The organism is Kocuria nitroreducens, from assembly GCF_042879195.1.
GTDB lineage: Bacteria > Actinomycetota > Actinomycetes > Actinomycetales > Micrococcaceae > Kocuria > Kocuria nitroreducens.
This window is the reverse complement of sequence record NZ_JBHZTC010000005.1, coordinates 59967-77667: the sequence shown is the minus strand read 5'-3', so window position 1 is coordinate 77667 and position 17701 is coordinate 59967. Positions and strand designations below refer to the sequence as shown.

At 73.3% G+C, this 17701-nt stretch carries 16 protein-coding genes; 14 read left to right on the top strand and 2 right to left on the bottom strand.

Annotation, left to right across the window (positions count from 1 at the left end):
* Nucleotides 1–85: 85 nt before the first annotated feature.
* Nucleotides 86–574 carry a succinate dehydrogenase hydrophobic membrane anchor subunit gene (locus tag ACFYE1_RS04575; RefSeq protein WP_387740428.1) on the bottom strand — a complete coding sequence of 163 codons (489 nt, stop codon included), beginning with the start codon at nt 572–574 and terminating at the stop codon, nt 86–88.
* 5 nt (nt 575–579) lie between these two features.
* On the bottom strand, nt 580–960 hold the full coding sequence (gene sdhC / locus ACFYE1_RS04570; RefSeq protein ID WP_387740425.1) for a succinate dehydrogenase, cytochrome b556 subunit: 381 nt from the start codon (nt 958–960) through the stop codon (nt 580–582).
* Between the two features lie 223 nt (nt 961–1183).
* Between sdhC and ACFYE1_RS04565 the strand changes: the two genes are divergently transcribed.
* From ACFYE1_RS04565 to ACFYE1_RS04500, 14 genes are all read left to right on the top strand, one after another.
* A complete protein-coding gene (locus tag ACFYE1_RS04565; protein ID WP_387740423.1) occupies nt 1184–2311 on the top strand; it encodes a mannose-1-phosphate guanylyltransferase in 1128 nt (375 codons plus the stop codon).
* A 39-nt stretch (nt 2312–2350) separates the two neighbouring features.
* A complete protein-coding gene (locus ACFYE1_RS04560; RefSeq protein ID WP_387740420.1) occupies nt 2351–3598 on the top strand; it encodes an amidohydrolase in 1248 nt (415 codons plus the stop codon).
* Nucleotides 3599–3704: 106 nt separating this feature from the next.
* The gene (locus tag ACFYE1_RS04555; protein ID WP_387740418.1) at nt 3705–4814 is read left to right on the top strand and encodes a BMP family lipoprotein; all 1110 of its coding nucleotides are present in this window, start codon (nt 3705–3707) and stop codon (nt 4812–4814) included.
* A 116-nt stretch (nt 4815–4930) separates the two neighbouring features.
* On the top strand, nt 4931–6562 hold the full coding sequence (locus ACFYE1_RS04550; protein WP_387740417.1) for an ABC transporter ATP-binding protein: 1632 nt from the start codon (nt 4931–4933) through the stop codon (nt 6560–6562).
* Nucleotides 6559–7809 carry an ABC transporter permease gene (locus ACFYE1_RS04545; RefSeq protein WP_387740415.1) on the top strand — a complete coding sequence of 417 codons (1251 nt, stop codon included), beginning with the start codon at nt 6559–6561 and terminating at the stop codon, nt 7807–7809. The genes ACFYE1_RS04550 and ACFYE1_RS04545 overlap by 4 nt, the downstream gene beginning before the upstream one ends.
* A complete protein-coding gene (locus tag ACFYE1_RS04540) occupies nt 7806–9206 on the top strand; it encodes an ABC transporter permease (protein ID WP_387740412.1) in 1401 nt (466 codons plus the stop codon). The genes ACFYE1_RS04545 and ACFYE1_RS04540 overlap by 4 nt, the downstream gene beginning before the upstream one ends.
* Nucleotides 9207–9213: 7 nt before the next feature.
* Complete coding sequence (locus ACFYE1_RS04535) at nt 9214–9645, top strand: cytidine deaminase (RefSeq protein WP_387740409.1); 432 nt, start codon at nt 9214–9216, stop codon at nt 9643–9645.
* An 18-nt stretch (nt 9646–9663) separates the two neighbouring features.
* Nucleotides 9664–10971 (top strand): thymidine phosphorylase, encoded by a 1308-nt coding sequence (locus tag ACFYE1_RS04530; RefSeq protein WP_387740407.1) that lies wholly within the window; start codon nt 9664–9666, stop codon nt 10969–10971.
* 89 nt (nt 10972–11060) lie between these two features.
* Complete coding sequence (locus tag ACFYE1_RS04525) at nt 11061–12833, top strand: hypothetical protein (RefSeq protein ID WP_387740405.1); 1773 nt, start codon at nt 11061–11063, stop codon at nt 12831–12833.
* Nucleotides 12834–12865: 32 nt separating this feature from the next.
* Nucleotides 12866–13990 (top strand): adenosine deaminase, encoded by a 1125-nt coding sequence (locus ACFYE1_RS04520; protein WP_387740653.1) that lies wholly within the window; start codon nt 12866–12868, stop codon nt 13988–13990.
* On the top strand, nt 13987–14721 hold the full coding sequence (locus tag ACFYE1_RS04515; protein ID WP_387740403.1) for a MazG nucleotide pyrophosphohydrolase domain-containing protein: 735 nt from the start codon (nt 13987–13989) through the stop codon (nt 14719–14721). The genes ACFYE1_RS04520 and ACFYE1_RS04515 overlap by 4 nt, the downstream gene beginning before the upstream one ends.
* 186 nt (nt 14722–14907) lie before the next feature.
* Complete coding sequence (eno, locus tag ACFYE1_RS04510; protein WP_387740400.1) at nt 14908–16191, top strand: phosphopyruvate hydratase; 1284 nt, start codon at nt 14908–14910, stop codon at nt 16189–16191.
* A gap of 133 nt (nt 16192–16324) precedes the next feature.
* Nucleotides 16325–17089 carry an FtsB family cell division protein gene (locus ACFYE1_RS04505; protein ID WP_387740397.1) on the top strand — a complete coding sequence of 255 codons (765 nt, stop codon included), beginning with the start codon at nt 16325–16327 and terminating at the stop codon, nt 17087–17089.
* 8 nt (nt 17090–17097) lie between these two features.
* Entirely contained in the window at nt 17098–17694 is a 597-nt protein-coding gene (locus ACFYE1_RS04500) for a DUF501 domain-containing protein (RefSeq protein ID WP_387740394.1), read from the top strand.
* The last annotated feature ends 7 nt before the right edge of the window (nt 17695–17701 follow it).

The following is a 17701-nucleotide window of genomic DNA, read 5'->3' as shown; positions in this document are numbered from 1 at the left end:
GAGTTCGGGAGATGTGCGGGGCCCGGTCGCCTGTGACCGGACCGCGGAGGCGGCCCGCCGCGGGGCGGGCCGCCTCCGCCGGGGCTCAGCCCGCGGTGCAGAAGCCGGCGAGCAGCGCGGGGTCCGCGCCGGCGGGGCAGGGCTCGAAGGTGAAGATGACGAGGGTACCGAGCAGGATCACGAAGGCGGACGTGGTGAAGAGGAAGACCTTGAGCCAGAACCGGGTCCGGTCCCGCTCCGCGTAGTCGTCGATGATCACGCGCAGGCCGTTGGTCCCGTGCAGCATCGCGAGCCACAGCAGGAGCATGTCGAAGACCTGCCAGAACGGGCTGGCCCACTTGCCGGCCACGAACGCGAAGTCGACCGCGTTCACGCCGCCCTCCGGGCCCACGAGGTTGACCCAGAGGTGGACGAAGACGAGCACCAGCAGGATCACGCCGGACAGGCGCATGAACAGCCACGCGAACATCTCGAAGTTGTTGCGGCGGGACGAGGAGCGGTTGTACTTGATGCCGTTGACCTCGAGGTCCTTGCTCCGGGGGACCGAGATGCTTGCCTTGAGCGGAGTGCTCATTGTGATTAACCCCCGAAGACGTGGGACAGGTGACGGATGAGGAACGGGATCATGACGGCGACCCAGAGGATCAGGACGCCCCAGAGCATCTGCTTCTGGTACTTGGTGCCGCTGGACCAGAAGTCGACCATGATGATGCGCAGGCCGTTGAACGCGTGGTAGACGATGGCCGCCACGAGGCCGGCCTCGCCGAGGCCCATGACCGGGTTCTTGTAGGTCGCCATGACCGCGTTGTAGGCCTCGGGCGAGACCCGCACGAGCGCCGTGTCCAGGACGTGGACCAGAAGAAAGAAGAAGATGGCCACGCCGGTGATGCGGTGGGCCACCCAGGACCACTGGCCATGAGCCTGGCCGCGGTACAGGGTGCCCTTGGATGTCTTCGCCACTGAAAAACCTCCCTGAGTCGCTCGCCGTCGTGCGCTCTTGAAATACCGGGAATTCGCACTGCGCACGACGTGAGCGGAGCCCTCCGGCTCTGTGTCGGATGATGCGCGAGTTCCCTCCCACGATACCAGCACGGCCGGTGTTTACTGACAGGCTGTCCCGCACCGGCGCACGCTTTCCGCCGCGGGCGGACGTCGTTTCCCGGGCGTTCCCGGACGAGGTCGTATGGTGTTGTCCGTGATCTCCCCACTCGCGCACTTTCACCCCTTCATCCCTGCCGGAGGGGTCGGCTCCCGGCTGTGGCCCCTCTCCCGGGCCGACGCCCCCAAGTTCCTGCTCGACCTGACCGGTTCCGGCTCGTCGCTGCTGCGCGCCACGTACGAACGGCTCGCGGGTCTGAGCGAGGGCCCGGTCATGGTCGTGACCGGGCGCACGCACGCCGCCGCGGTCTGCCGGCAGCTCCCGGAGCTCTCCGCCGCGGACCTGGTGCTCGAGCCGTCCCCGAAGGACTCGGCGGCGGCCATCGGCCTGGCCTGCATGCTCGTCCAGCGCCGCGACCCCGAGGCGATCGTCGGGTCCTTCGCGGCCGACCACGTGATCGAGCCCGCCGAGGCCTTCCAGGACGTCGTGCGGGAGGCCGTGGCCGCGGCGGCGTCGGGGCGGATCGTGACGATCGGCATCCCGCCGAGCTCCCCGGCCACCGGCTTCGGCTACATCCGGGCCGGCGCCCAGCTCGGGCTGGAGGACGCCCCCCACGCCCTGCAGGTCGAGGAGTTCGTCGAGAAGCCCGACGAGGACACCGCCCGCCACTACGTGGCCGGGGGCAACTACACGTGGAACGCCGGGATGTTCGTGGCCCCCGCGTCCCTGATGCTGCGCCACCTCGCCGCGAGCCAGCCGCAGCTGCACGCGGGGCTCACCGAGATCGCCGACGCCTGGGGCACCCCCGCCCAGGACGAGGTGGTGGACCGGGTCTGGCCCGGCCTGCCCAAGATCGCGATCGACTACGCCGTGGCCGAGCCCGCGGCGGCCGCCGGGGACGTGGCCATGGTCCCGGCGAGCTTCACCTGGGACGACGTCGGGGACTTCGCCGCGATCCGGCGGCTCAACCACGTCGATCCCCAGACCGACCCCGACGTCACGGTCCTCGGCGACAACAGCCGGGTGCTCTCCGACAGCTCCAGCGGCATCGTCGTCTCGGACACCGGCCGGCTGATCGCGCTGATCGGCGTCGAGGACATCGTCGTCGTCGACACCCCCGACGCGCTGCTGGTGACCACCCGGGAGCACGCCCAGCGCGTCAAGGACGCGGTGGCCTCGCTCAAGCAGAGCGGCAACACGGACGTCCTGTGAGCGTCCGGGGCCGGGCGCGCCCGGGAGTAGGCTGGACAGATGCCTGACGCGCCATCCACTGCCGCGGCCCTGGAGGCCGGCCTCCCGCCGGCCATCGGCCCCCTGCTCAAGCGCTACCTCCCCGACCTGGTCGCCTTCCGGCGGGACCTGCACCGCCACCCGGAGCTGTCCTACCAGGAGTTCCGCACCACGGACCGGATCGTGGGCGCCCTGGAGAACATGGGCCTCGCCCCGGTGCGGCTCTCGGACACCGGGTGCTACGTGGACATCGGGCACGGTCCGATCGCCGTGGGCCTGCGGGCGGACATCGACGCGCTGCCGATCCAGGAGGCCACGGGCCTGGAGTTCTCCTCCGTCAACGACGGCGTGGCGCACTCCTGCGGGCACGACATCCACGCCACGGTGATGGTGGGCGTGGCCAAGGTGCTCGCCGACCTGCACCGCACCGCCCACATCGCCGGGACCGTGCGGATCGTCTTCCAGCCGGCCGAAGAGCAGCTGCCCGGCGGCGCCCTGACCGTGCTGCGCCAGGGCGTCCTCGAGGGCGTGCCCCGGATGTTCGCCCTGCACTGCGAGCCCAAGGTCGACGTCGGCCAGGTGGGCACGCGGATCGGCGCGATCACGTCCGCCTCCGACACCGTGCGCATCGAGTTCACCGGCCGGGGCGGGCACACCTCCCGTCCGCACCTCACGCAGGACCTCGTCTACGCGATGGCGCAGATCGCCGTCAACGTCCCGGCCGTGCTCTCGCGGCGGATCGACGTCCGCTCCGGCGTGGCCGTGGTGTGGGGGCAGCTGCACGCCGGCGTGGCGCCCAACGCCATCCCCGCCACCGGGTTCATGTCCGGGACCATGCGCTGCCTCGACGCCGACGCCTGGCACCGGGCGGGCAAGCTGCTCGACGAGGTCGTGCACCAGGTGGCGGCGCCCTACGGGGTGGACGTGGCGCTGGAGCACATCCGCGGCGTCCCTCCCGTGGTCAACGGGGAGGTCGAGACCACCCTGATCGAGAACGCCGCCCGCGCCGAGCTCGGCGAGGACGCGGTGGTGCTGGTGCACCAGTCGATGGGCGGGGAGGACTTCGCGTGGTTCCTCCAGGAGGTCCCGGGAGCGATGATGCGGCTGGGCACGCGCACGCGGGGCGGGCACAGCTACGACCTGCACCAGTCGGACTACGTGGCGGACGAGGCGGCGATCGGCTGCGGCATCCAGGTCATGGGCAACACGGCCCTGCGCGCCATCCGGCTGCACTCCCGGCAGACACGGCCGGACGTCACCACGAATTAACGCCGCCCTCCGTCCCGCCACGACTACCCGTGGGTAGAGTGGCACCACGTCGCGCTCCCGCGTGACCGGGCCGACGGCCCGGCCGCGCCCGTCTCCTGGAGGAACCATGACCTTCTCGCCCCGCACGTCCCGAGGAACCCGCACGCTCTCCGCCGCCGCGCTGCTCGGCGCCTCCGCCCTCGTCCTCGCCGGCTGCGGCGCGGCCCCCGAGGAGGGCGGCGAGGCGCAGGAGCAGGCCACCGACTTCACCGGCTGCATCGTCTCCGACTCCGGTGGGTTCCAGGACCGCTCGTTCAACCAGAACTCCTACGAGGGCCTGCAGGCCGTCCAGGAGAGCATGGGCATCGAGGTCAACCAGGCGGAGTCCCAGGCCGAGACCGACTTCGAGCCCAACCTGACGTCCATGGTGCAGTCCGGGTGCGACCTGACGCTGTCCGTGGGCTTCCTCCTCGCCGACGCCACCCGGTCCGTGGCCGAGGCCAACCCCGATGCGAACTTCGCGATCGTCGACGACGCCTCGATCGAGCTCGACAACGTCAAGCCGCTCGTCTACAACACGGCCGAGGCCGCGTTCCTCGCCGGCTACGTCGCGGCGGGCAGCACCCAGAGCGGGACCGTGGCGACCTACGGCGGCATGGACATCCCGACCGTGACGGTGTTCATGGACGGCTTCGCCGACGGCATCGACCACTACAACCAGACCAAGGGCGAGGACGTCCAGCTGCTGGGCTGGGACAAGGCTTCCCAGGACGGCACCTTCGTCAACAGCTTCACGGACACCTCCGCCGCGAAGACCACCACGCAGAACTTCATCAACGAGGGCGCGGACATCATCCTGCCCGTGGCCGGGCAGGCGGCCCTCGGCACCCTCGACGCCGTGGTGGAGGCCAACGGCGGCGGCGACGACGAGGTCCGCTTCGTGTGGGTCGACGCCGACGGCTACGAGACCCTCGACCAGGGCCAGGAGTACCAGCTCACCTCCGTGCTCAAGCAGATGAGCACCTCCGTGCGGGACGTCGTCCAGGCGGCCGCCGAGGGCGAGTTCAGCAACGAGCCCTACGTCGGCACCCTCGAGAACGACGGCGTGGGCATCGCCCCGTTCCACGACCAGGAGGAGGCCGTGGGCGAGGAGCTCGCGGGTGAGGTCGCGCAGCTGCGCCAGGACATCATCGACGGCACGGTCACCGTCGAGTCCGAGAACTCGCCGCAGGCCTGACCCCGGAGACACCGACACCGCACCCGCCGCCGCCAGCGGAGGCCCCGGCCGCAGCCGGCGGTGGTGGCGTGCCCGCCCGGGGCCGGCGGACGGCCCAGGAGGAGGACCACCCCACCATGAAGCTGGAACTGCAGGCCATCACCAAGCGGTTCGGCTCCTTCGCGGCCAACGAGGACGTCGACCTCGTCGTGGAGCCCGGGCAGATCCACTGCCTCCTCGGCGAGAACGGGGCCGGCAAGTCCACCCTGATGAACGTCCTCTACGGCCTGTACCGGCCGACGGAGGGGCGCATCCTCGTGGACGGCGCCGAGGTCTCCTTCCGGGGCCCCGGGGACGCCATGGCCGCGGGGATCGGCATGGTGCACCAGCACTTCATGCTCGTGCCGGTCTTCACCGTCGCGGAGAACGTCGCCCTCGGCGCGGAGAGCACCCGCGGCGGTGTCCTCGACCTCGAGACCACCCGCCGCCGGATCCGGGAGATCTCGCAGCGCTACGGATTCCACGTGGACCCGGACGCCGTGGTCGAAGACCTGCCCGTGGGCGTCCAGCAGCGCGTCGAGATCATCAAGGCCCTGGTGCGGGAGGCGCAGGTGCTCATCCTCGACGAGCCCACCGCGGTGCTCACACCGCGGGAGACCGACGAGCTGCTCGAGATCATGCGCCAGCTGCGCGGCTCCGGGAAGTCCATCCTGTTCATCTCCCACAAGCTGCGCGAGGTCAAGGCGATCTCCGACGTCATCACGGTGATCCGCCGCGGCCGGGTGGTGGGGCAGACGTCCCCGGAGGCCTCGACCTCCGAGCTCGCGGCACTCATGGTGGGCCGGGAGGTGTCCCTGACCGTCGCCAAGGACGAGGCCGAGGCGGGGGAGCGGGCCCTGCAGGTCTCCGGGCTCACCGTGGTCTCGGACAACGGCGTGAAGCTGCTCGACGACGTCGGCTTCGACGTGGCCCGCGGGGAGATCCTCGCGGTGGCCGGTGTGCAGGGCAACGGCCAGACGGAGCTGGCCGAGGCGATCCTGGGCCTGCGGGAGCGGGCCATCGGCTCGATCCGGCTGGGCGGCACGGAGCTGCTCGGGAAGTCCGTGCGCCAGGTCCTCGAGGCCGGTGTGGGCTTCGTCCCGGAGGACCGCTCCACGGACGGGCTCGTGGGCCCGTTCACCGTCGCCGAGAACCTCGTGCTGGACCTCTACGGCGACGACCGCTTCTCCCGCGGGCCGTCCCTGCGGCTGGGCGAGGTCCAGGCCAACGCCCGCCGCGCCGTCGAGGAGTTCGACGTCCGCACCCCGTCCGTGGACGCCCCCGTGCAGACCCTCTCCGGCGGCAACCAGCAGAAGGTCGTCATCGCCCGGGAGCTCTCCCGGCCCCTCGCGCTGTTCCTCGCCTCCCAGCCCACCCGCGGCGTGGACGTCGGCTCGGTCGAGTTCATCCACGAGCAGATCGTCGCCGAGCGGGACAAGGGCGTGCCCGTCCTCATCGTCTCGACCGAGCTCGACGAGGTGTACGCGCTGGCCGACCGGATCGCCGTGTTCTTCCACGGCCGGATTATGGGGATCGTGGGCCCCGACACCCCGCGCGACGTCCTGGGGCAGATGATGGCCGGGGCCACCGCGGAGGAGCTCCGCGCGGCCGGCGTCCGGCCGGCCGGCGACCAGCGGACCGGCCCCGAGCACGCCGGCCCCGAGCACGCCGTCCCCCCGCAGTCCGACGCCCCGCAGGCCACGGCGCAGCACCCGAAGGAGCAGGCATGAGTGCCACCGGACCGGCCCCCGCGGTCGCCGACCAGCAGAAGGCGCCGCCGCCCACGGCCGTCGCGCCCGGGGCCCCCCGGCGCGACTGGACGGGCTCGGCGGTGCAGTCCGTGCTCGCGATCGTCGCCGCCCTGGTCCTGGGCGGGCTGCTCATCGCCCTGACCGACGACCGGGTGGCCGACGCCGCGAGCTACTTCCTCGCCCGCCCCGGGGACACGCTCGCGGCCATGTGGGCCGCCGCGTCCTCCGCCTACGAGGCGATGTTCTACGGCGCCGTCTACAACCCGAACGGCACCACGCTCGCGCAGCGGGTCTACCCGCTCGCGGAGACCCTGACCGTGGCCACGCCGCTGGTGCTGGCGGGTCTCGGCGTGGCGGTGGCCTTCCAGGCCGGTCTGTTCAACATCGGGGCCCAGGGGCAGCTGCTGATCGGCGCGGCGCTCGCCGCCTGGGTCGGCTTCGCCTGGCAGCTGCCGGTGGGCGTGCACCTGCTCGCCGTGGTCCTCGCCGGCGCCGCCGGCGGCGCGCTGTGGGGCGCGATCGTCGGCGTGCTCAAGGCCCGCACCGGCGCCCACGAGGTGATCCTGACGATCATGCTCAACTACATCGCGCTCAACCTCGTCGCCTGGCTGCTCACCCGCCCGGCGTTCCTGCGCCCGGGCTCCTCCAACCCCGTCAGCCCGCAGGTCGCGGAGACCGCGATGTTCCCCAAGCTGCTGGGCGAGCAGTTCCGGCTGCACTGGGGCTTCGTGCTCGCGATCCTCGCCACGGTGTTCGTCGCGTGGCTGCTCAAGCGCTCCACGATCGGCTTCGAGCTGCGGGCCGTGGGCGCCAACCCGCGCGCGGCCCGGACGGCCGGCATCTCCGTCACGCGCGGCTTCGTCGTCGTCATGGTCCTCGCGGGCGCGCTCGCGGGTCTTGCGGGCGTGGCCCAGATCTCCGGCACCGAGCGCGCGCTGACCACGGGCGTCGCCGCGTCCTTCGGCTTCGACGCGATCACGGTGGCCCTCCTCGGCCGGTCGAAGCCGTGGGGCACGTTCTTCGCGGGCCTGCTCTACGGCGGCTTCCGCGCGGGAGGCGTCACCATGCAGTCGATGACCGGCACGAACATCGACATCGTCCTGGTCGTGCAGTCCCTCATCGTCCTGTTCATCGCCCTGCCGCCGCTGGTGCGGACCGGGCAGGACCGGGTCCGCTCCCGCCGCGGCCGGGGCGCCACCACCGCCACCGAGGGAGGCCGGGCATGAGCTCGCAGCAACCGGAACCGCGTCCCGAGCAGGCGCCCTGGGCGTCCGGCGGCTCGACCGGCAGCACGGCCGCCGGCAACGCCGGCGGGACCGCCTCGGCCACCCTGCCTCCGCCGGCCGGGGCCGAGCTGTCCACGACCGCCGCCAACGAGGTCGTGGGCGTCACGAGCTGGCGCACCCCGGTGGTCCTGGCACTCCTGAGCCTCGTGGCGCTCCTGCTGTTCGGGCTGAACGCCCCGGACAACACGGTGAGCTTCCGCGTCGCGGAGGCCGGGGACCTCTTCCGCGTGCCGGACCTCGTGGTGCACGGCGTCCTGTGGGGCTGGCTCACCGTCGCCGTGCTCGCGGGGCTGACGGTCCTCGCGTTCCTGCGCGCCCGGGCCGGGGCGCACCTGCCCCGGTGGGCGGTGCTCGTGTTCGGCTTCTTCTTCGTCAGCGGATTCCTCGTGTGGGTCGTGGGCAGCGCCCGCAGCCCGGACGTGTCCCTGTCCGGGCTGCTGGCCGGGTCCGTGGCGCTGGCCATCCCGCTGATCTTCGGCTCCCTGGGCGGCCTCCTGTGCGAGCGCTCGGGCGTCATCAACATCGCGATCGAGGGCCAGCTGCTGTTCGGCGCGTTCTCCGCCGCGGTGGCCGGCTCGCTCTCCGGCAGCGCCTGGGTGGGCCTGCTCGCCGCCGTCCTGGGGGCCGGGCTCGTCTCGCTCGTCCTGGCGGTCTTCTCGATCACCTACCGGGTCAACCAGGTGATCGTGGGGGTGGTGCTCAACGTGCTCGTGTCCGGGCTGACCGGCTTCCTCTTCGCCACGGTGCTGGAGGCGAGCCCGGGCGTGTTCAACTCCCCGCCGCGGCTGCCGCGCTTCGCCGTGCCGGTGCTCTCGGAGATCCCCCTGGTCGGGCCGATCGTGTTCGACCAGTCCGTGATCGGCTACCTGATGTACGCCGCGGTGGCGCTCGTGTGGTTCGCGCTCTACCGGACCCGCTGGGGGCTGCGCACCCGGTCCGCGGGGGAGCACCCCAAGGCCGCCGACACCCTCGGCGTGAAGGTCAACGCCCTGCGCTTCCGCAACGTGCTGCTGGGCGGGATGGTCGCCGGTCTCGGCGGCGCCTTCTACACGCTGGTCTCGGTCTCCGCGTTCACCCGGGACATGACCTCCGGAGCCGGCTACATCGCGCTGGCCGCCCTGATCTTCGGCCGGTGGAACCCGATCGGGGCGCTGCTCGCGTCCCTGCTGTTCGGCTTCGCGTCCAACCTGCAGTCGATCCTGTCCTTCCTGGGCACGCCTGTGCCCAGCCAGTTCCTGGCCATGCTGCCGTACGTGGTCACGATCCTGGCAGTGGCCGGGCTCGTGGGCGTCTCCCGCGGCCCCGCGGCCATCGGCAAGCCCTACACCAAGGAGTGAGCGCCCTGTGAGCGAGACCCAGCACCCCGGCGGCGGGACGGCCGGCGACGACCGGACCCGGGTCGACTGGGACCGGCTGCGGGAGGCCGCCGTGGCCGCCCGAGAGCACGCCTACGTCCCGTACTCGCACTATCCCGTGGGTGCGGCCGCCCTCACCGAGGACGGGCGGGTGGTCTCCGGGTGCAACGTGGAGAACGCCTCCTACGGGCTGACCCTGTGCGCCGAGTGCACCCTCGTCTCCGCGCTGCACATGTGCGGCGGCGGGCGGCTCGTCGCGTTCGTGTGCGTCGACGGGCACGGCGACGTGCTCATGCCCTGCGGGCGGTGCCGGCAGCTGCTGCACGAGCACCGCGCGCCCGGCCTGCGGCTGCTCACCGTCTCCGGGGTGCGCACCATGGCCGAGGTGCTGCCCGACGCCTTCGGCCCCGAGAACCTCTAGCCCCCGAAAGGACCCCTCATGACCGAGCAGTTCGACGCCGTCGACGTCATCCGGACCAAGCGCGACGGCGGTGCGCTGTCGCCCGCGCAGATCGCATGGGTCCTCGACGCCTACACCCGCGGGGTCGTGGCCGAGGAGCAGATGAGCGCCCTGGCCATGGCGATCTTCCTTCGGGGCATGGACCGGGAGGAGATCGCGTCCTGGACGCGGTCGATGATCGCCTCGGGCGAGCGGATGGACTTCTCCGCGCTCGTGCGCACCGGGGCGCGCTCGGCCACCGCGGACAAGCACTCGACCGGCGGGGTGGGGGACAAGATCACCCTGCCGCTCGCCCCGCTCGTGGCCGTCTACGGCGTGGCCGTCCCGCAGCTGTCGGGGCGCGGCCTCGGCCACACCGGCGGCACCCTGGACAAGCTCGAGTCGATCCCGGGCTGGCGGGCCGCCCTGTCCAACGAGGAGATGCTGGCCCAGCTGCGGGACGTGGGCGCGGTGATCTGCGCGGCGGGCTCCGGGCTGGCACCGGCCGACAAGCTCCTCTACGCCCTGCGGGACGTCACCGGGACGGTCGAGTCGATCCCGCTCATCGCGTCCTCGATCATGTCCAAGAAGATCGCGGAGGGCACCCAGTCCCTCGTGCTCGACGTCAAGGTCGGCTCCGGCGCGTTCATGAAGGACCTCGCGTCCGCCCGTGAGCTGGCCCGCACCATGGTGGACCTCGGCACGGACGCCGGCGTGACGACCACCGCGCTGCTCACCGACATGTCCACGCCCCTGGGGCTGGCGGTCGGCAACGCCGTGGAGGTCCAGGAGTCCGTCGACGTGCTCGCCGGCGGCGGCCCGGCCGACGTCGTGGAGCTCACCGTCGCGCTCGCCGCGGAGATGCTCGCCGCGTCCGGGATGCCCGACGCCGACCCGGCGGAGGCGCTGGGGGACGGCCGGGCGATGGACGTCTGGCGGGCCATGATCTCCGGCCAGGGCGGCGACCCCGACGCCCCGCTGCCGAGGGCCCGGGAGTCCGAGACCGTGGTGGCCGAGGCCGACGGCGTGCTCGCCGAGCTCGACGCCTACAAGGTCGGGGTGGCCTCGTGGCGCCTCGGGGCGGGCCGCGCCCGGCGCGAGGACCCGGTCCAGGCCGGCGCCGGCGTGCTGCTCCACGCCAAGCCCGGGGACACCGTCCGGGCCGGGCAGCCCCTGTTGACCCTGCTCACGGACACCCCCGAGCGCTTCGCGCGGGCCCGGGAGGCCCTCGAGGGCGCCGCCGTGGTCGCCCCGGAGGCGCCGGCGTCCCGCCCGGACCGGGCCGTGGTCCTGGAGACCGTGCGGTGAGCGCCGGCGGCTGAGCGCCGGGCACCGGGAGCGGGTCCGGGGCCCGCCTATACTGCGGAGAGAACCAGCGCGAAACGAGAACCGAGGGCGTGCGCGCACGCTCGGAAGGGTGGGTCCAGTTGGGTCTGCGAGGCATTTTCCGGAAGAACACCGAGGACAGCACACCGCGCCGCGAGACCGGAGGGCCGGAGCAGCCGACCGGTCCGACGGCCGGCGCCGACGGGCGCGACACCGGTGCCAGGGACACGGGCGGCCGGGACTCCGGCAACCAGGACCCCCGGAACCAGGACTCCGGTGGCCAGGACTCGGGCAACCAGGACCCCCGGAACCAGGACTCGGGCAACCAGGACTCCGGTGGCCAGGAATCCGGTCCCCGGGGCCTCGACGGACGCGGGACCGACGAGCCCGGCACGGGGGATATCCGGCCGCTGCCCGACCGCGGCCCGCTGCCCTACCTCGTGGACCGGCTGACGTCCCGGGGGGCCGAGCGCGCCGTGATCACGCTCGTCCAGCGCGGCAACACCATGACCCACCAGACCCAGCAGTCCGTGGGCGACGCCGAACCGTCCGTCGAGTCCGGCACCGTGGACCAGGACTCGCCGCTCTTCGACCCGGTGGCCGACCTCTACAGCGAGGCCATGTCCTCGCCGCGCGGCGCGTGGCAGAACGCCCGCATCGAGGTGGGACCGGGGCAGGACGGGGTCCGGTCCGTGGTGACGACCTTCGGGTTCGCCGACGGCACCGAGGACGTCCGCACCTGGCGGTCCGGCCGGCCCACGCCGGGCGCCGCCCCGACCGGCGGCGGGCAGCCCTCCGCCGGTACGCAGTCCGCGCAGCCGCACTCCGCTGCTGAGGCGCAGCCCGGCGGCCCGCGCGCCACCGACGAGCGGTCCCCGGCCGGGGCCGGCGCCGCGTCCGGGCCGGCGTCGCCGGCCGCGGAGCGTCCGACCGGTGACGGCCTCGTGGCCGCTGCCGGCGGAACCGGGTCCTCCGCGGCCGGCGCCGCCGTCCCCGTCTCCGAGCCGACCGGCGACTCGACGTCCGAGCCGGCCTCCGAGCCCGTCGTGGTGCCGGCGGCCGAGCGGACCGCCGAACCGACCTCCGGAGCGGGGCCCGCCCCCGCCACGGAGGTCCCCGCGGCCGGCCGGGAGGACGACGAGCAGCGCGTTCCCCACCACGACGTCCCCGACCACGTCGACCACGAGGAGTGGCACGAGGACGTCGAACCGGCCGCGCCCACCGGGGCGGCGGCCGCGACGGCCGCCGCGGCCGCCGCCGGCACCGCCGCGGTGGACGACCACGGCTCCTCCGCCCCGGAGACCGCGGTCTCCACCGACGTCTCCCCGTCCTACCGGGCGCCGGCGGGGATCCCGGCCCGGCCTTCCCAGGACCAGCTGGCCGAGGGCAATCTCGTGCTCAAGGAGGTCGACGTCCTGCGCCGGCTCGCGGACGCGCAGCGGCGCCTCTTCGGCGAGGACGGCACGGCGATGGACGTCTCCACCGTCCTCGTGCGGGTGCGAGCCCTGGGCACCTACTACGACGCCCTCACCCACGTGCGCAAGAACGGCTTCTGGGACCAGCGCCGCACCTTCGACCTCGTCCCCGAGGAGCTGCTGCACGTGCAGGAGCTCAAGGACGAGTCCTACGTGGAGGGCAACGGCGCCCCGCTGGCCATGATGTTCCGCTTCCGCCCGGGCATCCCCCCGGAGGTGTCCTTCGACTACGCGGACGAGGAGGCCTTCGTGCGCTACGAGGACCGGCTGCCCGCGCAGAACTACCTCGAGGAGCTGCGCATGTACCCCCGCACCGGGGCGCACATCCCGCAGCACATGAACGAGGCCCTGCAGGACTGGAACTACTGAGACCGACCGAGACAGGGGCCGTCCCGACCGTGATGCTGATCTCCGCCGAACGGCACCCGGGCCGCGTGCCGGACCGGGTCCTGCGCGACCTGCCCAAGGTGTGCCTGCACGACCACCTCGACGGCGCCCTGCGCCCGGCCACGGTGGTGGAGCTGGCCGCCGCAGCCGGGCACCGGCTCCCGGCCGAGGACCCCGAGGCGCTGGGCCGGTGGGTGCGGGAGAGCGCCGACTCCGGCTCGCTGCTGCGCTACCTCGCGACCTTCGAGCACACGGTCGCGGTGATGCAGACCCCGGAGGCGCTCGTGCGCTGCGCCCGGGAGTACGTCGAGGACCTCGTAGCGGACGGGGTGGTCCACGCCGAGGTGCGCTGGGCCCCGGAGCAGCACACCGCAGGCGGCCTGTCGATGGCGGAGGCCGTCGAGGCCGTCCGGCTGGGGATCTCGGAGGGGGTGCTCGCCGCGGAGGATGCCGGCCACATCGTGTCCGTCACCCAGATCCTCTGCGCCATGCGCCACGCCGACCGCTCCCTCGAGGTCGCCCGCCTCGTGGTGGACAACCGGGACCGCGGCGTGGTGGCCTTCGACCTCGCGGGCCCCGAGGACGGCTTCCCGCCCGCCCGCCACCGGGCCGCCCTCGAGCTCCTCGCCGACGAGCTCGTTCCCGTCACCCTGCACGCGGGGGAGGCCGCGGGCATCGAATCGATCCGGGACGCGCTGGCCACGGGCCGCGCCCTGCGCCTGGGCCACGGGGTGCGCATCGCGGACGACATCGACATCGACCACTTGGAGGACGTCGCCGTCGTTGACCTCGGGCGCACGGCCGAGTGGGTCCGGGACCGGGGCATCGCGCTGGAGGTGTGCCCCACGTCCAACCTCCAGACCGGGGCCGTCGCCGCGTTCGGCGCCGGACCCGAGCGGCACCCGGTGGACATGCTCTACCGGACCGGTTTCACGGTGACCATCTCCCCGGACAACCGGCTGATGAGCGGGACCACGGTCACGGACGAGCTGTCCCTCCTCGTGACGCACTTCGGCTACGGGCTCGAGGACCTGGAGCGGCTGCAGCGCAACGCCGCGGCCGCCGCCTTCCTCCCGCTCGAGGACCGCAGCGCCCTGAACGGGATGATCACCGACGGCTTCGAGGGGATGCACGCATGAGCCAGGGGCACGGCACCGACGACGTCGCGGCGGGACTCGGCGTCCCCGAGCGGACCGGGCAGCGCTTCGCCGAGCTCGTGGCGGTCATGGACCGGCTGCGCTCGCCGGGCGGGTGCGCCTGGGACGGGCAGCAGACCCACGAGTCCCTCGTGCGCTACCTCGTCGAGGAGGCCTATGAGGTGGTCGAGGCGGTCGAGGCCGAGGGCGGTCCGGCGGCGCACGCCGGGCTGCTCGTCGAGGAGCTCGGGGACGTACTGCTGCAGGTGGTCTTCCACGCCCGGGTCGCCCAGGAGCGCCCGCGCGCCGAGGGCGGCTTCGACGTGGCGGACGTGCTCGAGGCGATCACCGCCAAGCTGGTCCGCCGCCACCCGCACGTCTTCGGCGCCGGGGCCACCGGGGACGTCGCGGGGGAGCAGACCCTCGAGCAGCTGCACTCCCGCTGGGAGGACCTCAAGCGGGCCGAGAAGCCCGAGCGGACCGGGCCCTTCGACGGCATTCCGCCGCACCTGCCGGCCCTGGCCCTCACGGAGAAGACCCTGGCGCGGGCCCGCAAGCACGACCTCGAGCCCGCGGGCCCCGCCGCGGAGGAGCAGGGCGGCCCGCGCACCGAGGTGGAGCTGGGCGAGGCGCTGTTCGCTCTCGTGCGCTCCGCCTCCGCCCGCGGACTCGACGCCGAGCGGGCCCTGCGCGGGGCCGCCCGCGCGTACGCCACAGCGCGGAACGGGGGCTGATCCCGTCCCGGGGCGCCGCCCACGGTCGGCCTCGGGCGCCGAGTCGCTAGGCTGGAACCGCCGGGGGCGCCCGGCCCCGCGGGGGCGGATCCTCGGCCGGTGTCCGGCACCGGAGCACCGACCGCCCCAGCACGCACGTTCGACCCACGTCAGCGACAAGCTCAGCACCAACGTCAGGAGCAACCCATGGCCATGATCACCGCAGTGCACGCCCGCCAGATCCTCGACTCCCGCGGCAACCCGACCGTGGAGGTCGAGGTGCTGCTGGAGGACGGCAGCTACGGCCGGGCGGCGGTGCCCTCCGGCGCCTCCACCGGCGCCTTCGAGGCCGTCGAGCGCCGCGACGGCGACAAGAAGGTGTACCTCGGCAAGGGCGTCCTCGACGCCGTGAAGGCCGTCGACGAGGAGATCGCCGAGGCCGTGATCGGCCTCGACGCGACCGACCAGCGGCTGGTCGACCGCACCATGCTCGACCTCGACGGCACGGACAACAAGGGCAGCCTCGGCGCCAACGCCATCCTGGGCGTCTCCCTCGCCGTGGCCCGCGCCGCCGCGAACGCCTCCGACCTCGAGCTCTACAAGTACCTGGGCGGCCCCAACGCCCACGTGCTCCCGGTGCCCATGATGAACATCCTCAACGGCGGCTCCCACGCCGACTCCAACGTGGACATCCAGGAGTTCATGGTCGCCCCGATCGGCGCCGCGACCTTCTCCGAGGCCCTGCGCACCGGCGTGGAGGTCTACCACTCCCTCAAGGGCGTGCTCCAGGAGCGCGGACTGGCCACCGGGCTGGGCGACGAGGGCGGCTTCGCCCCGAACCTCGAGTCCAACCGCGCCGCCCTCGACCTCATCTCCGAGGCGATCGAGAAGGCCGGGTACACCGTGGGCACCGACGTGGCGCTCGCCCTGGACGTCGCCTCCTCCGAGTTCTTCGAGAACGGCAAGTACAGCTTCGAGGGCCAGCAGCTCAGCGCCACCGAGATGACCGCCTACTACGAGGAGCTCGTGCGCGACTACCCGATCGTGTCCATCGAGGACCCGCTGGACGAGGACGACTGGGCGGGCTGGCAGGCCCTCACCGCGTCCGTGGGCACCCAGGTCCAGATCGTGGGCGACGACCTGTTCGTCACCAACCCGGAGCGGCTGGCCCGCGGCATCGACGAGGGCGCCGGCAACGCCCTGCTCGTGAAGGTGAACCAGATCGGCTCCCTCACGGAGACCTTCGACGCCATCTCGCTGGCCCAGCGGCACATGTTCCACTGCATGATCTCCCACCGCTCGGGCGAGACCGAGGACACCACGATCGCGGACATCGCGGTGGCCACCAACGCCGGGCAGATCAAGACCGGGGCGCCGGCCCGATCCGAGCGCGTGGCCAAGTACAACCAGCTGCTGCGCATCGAGGAGGAGCTCGGGGACGCCGCGCGCTACGCGGGTGCCTCCGCGTTCCCGCGCTACACCGCCAAGTGACGACCCGCGGCGGCTGACCGGCGCCGCCGGTCCGTCGTCGTCGTGCGGGGGGAGCGGCCGTTCCCGGCAACGGCCGCTCCCCCCGTGAGCGCTACACTGGTCCCCGTCCCCGCCCTTCCCCCGTGAGGTCAGCATGCCCGCTCTCCGCCCGCGCACCACCCGCCTGCTCGGCGGGCGCGACGCCGCGCAGGGCCCCCGCGGGCGCGACGGCGGAGCGGGCGGCGGATCCAGCGCCGTGACATCGCCGGTGCCCGCACGGACCTTCAGCGGACGGTTCCTGGTCCTCACGCTCGTGGCCGTGCTCATCGTGTTCCTGGCGGCGCCGACCACCAAGATCTTCCTCGAGCAGCGGGCGGAGATCGCCCAGCTCGAGCGCGCCATCGCCGACATGGAGGCCCAGCAGGCGTCCCTGGAGGACCAGGTGGACCAGTGGTCGGACGAGACCTACGTCAAGCAGCGGGCCAGGGACCGGCTCCTCTACGTGATGCCGGGAGAGCGGTCCTACCTCGTGGTGGGCGCCGAGGAGATGGACGGCGCCGTGGTGGACTCCTCGGCGGCGCAGGTCGAGGCCGAGAAGCCCGCGTGGGTGGACGCCCTCTGGCAGTCCGTCGTGGCCTCCGCCTACGAGGACGCCGGCACCGCCGGGGAGCCGGACGGCACCGAGGACACTGCCGAGGACACCACCGAGGACGCCGGCACCGCCGGGGAGCCGGACGGCACCGAGGGCCCCGCCGGCCCCGGGGCGTCCGGCACCACGGAGGAGCCCGGAGCGAGCCAGGACCCCGGCACCGCCGAGCAGACGGAACGGACAGAGCAGAGCACCCCGGCCGCCCCGGCGGACGGGACCGGCGCGCCGCAGGACGCGGCGACGGACAGCCGCGGCGGCCCCGCGGAGTGAGGAACGGCGTGAACCCCCAGCACGGACACGAGCCCGGCGACCGACCCGACCCCCGGGGACTCGGGGTGACGGCCGCGACGGTCGAGCCCACGCCCCTGGACCTCCAGGTGCTCTCCCGGCAGCTCGGGCGTCCCGTGCGCGACGTCGTCGAGATCCCGGCCCGCTGCACGTGCGGGAACCCCCTCGTGGCGGCCACCGCGCCCCGGCTGGCCAATGGCACCCCGTTCCCCACCGTGTTCTACCTGGCCCACCCCGTCGTCACCGCCGCGGTCTCCCGGCTGGAGGCGGCCGGTCTGATGTACGCGATGACGGACCGCATCGCCGAGGACGAGGCGCTGGCCGCCGCCCACCGGGCCGCGCACGAGGACTATCTCGCCGAGCGCGCCCGGATCGGCGCCCGGGCCGGCACCGGGCCCGTCCCCGAGATCGAGGGCATCTCCGCTGGCGGCATGCCGGTGCGGGTCAAGTGCCTGCACGTGCTCGCCGGCCACGCGCTCGCGACCGGGCCCGGCGTGAACCCGCTCGGCGACGAGACCCTCGACGCCATCGCCGAGTGGTGGACCCCCGACGCCTGCCACTGCGACCCCGCCTGGCGCGGGGCCTGAGACCCAC

What these genes read in the sequence shown, in the direction of transcription:
- ACFYE1_RS04575 (WP_387740428.1), bottom strand. Translation starts at nt 574, where the DNA reads ATGAGCACTCCGCTCAAGGCAAGCATCTCGGTCCCCCGGAGCAAGGAC.
- ACFYE1_RS04565 (WP_387740423.1), top strand. Translation starts at nt 1,184, where the DNA reads ATGGTGTTGTCCGTGATCTCCCCACTCGCGCACTTTCACCCCTTCATC.
- ACFYE1_RS04560 (WP_387740420.1), top strand. Translation starts at nt 2,351, where the DNA reads ATGCCTGACGCGCCATCCACTGCCGCGGCCCTGGAGGCCGGCCTCCCG.
- ACFYE1_RS04555 (WP_387740418.1), top strand. Translation starts at nt 3,705, where the DNA reads ATGACCTTCTCGCCCCGCACGTCCCGAGGAACCCGCACGCTCTCCGCC.
- ACFYE1_RS04550 (WP_387740417.1), top strand. Translation starts at nt 4,931, where the DNA reads ATGAAGCTGGAACTGCAGGCCATCACCAAGCGGTTCGGCTCCTTCGCG.
- ACFYE1_RS04545 (WP_387740415.1), top strand. Translation starts at nt 6,559, where the DNA reads ATGAGTGCCACCGGACCGGCCCCCGCGGTCGCCGACCAGCAGAAGGCG.
- ACFYE1_RS04540 (WP_387740412.1), top strand. Translation starts at nt 7,806, where the DNA reads ATGAGCTCGCAGCAACCGGAACCGCGTCCCGAGCAGGCGCCCTGGGCG.
- ACFYE1_RS04530 (WP_387740407.1), top strand. Translation starts at nt 9,664, where the DNA reads ATGACCGAGCAGTTCGACGCCGTCGACGTCATCCGGACCAAGCGCGAC.
- ACFYE1_RS04520 (WP_387740653.1), top strand. Translation starts at nt 12,866, where the DNA reads ATGCTGATCTCCGCCGAACGGCACCCGGGCCGCGTGCCGGACCGGGTC.
- ACFYE1_RS04515 (WP_387740403.1), top strand. Translation starts at nt 13,987, where the DNA reads ATGAGCCAGGGGCACGGCACCGACGACGTCGCGGCGGGACTCGGCGTC.
- eno (WP_387740400.1), top strand. Translation starts at nt 14,908, where the DNA reads ATGGCCATGATCACCGCAGTGCACGCCCGCCAGATCCTCGACTCCCGC.
- ACFYE1_RS04505 (WP_387740397.1), top strand. Translation starts at nt 16,325, where the DNA reads ATGCCCGCTCTCCGCCCGCGCACCACCCGCCTGCTCGGCGGGCGCGAC.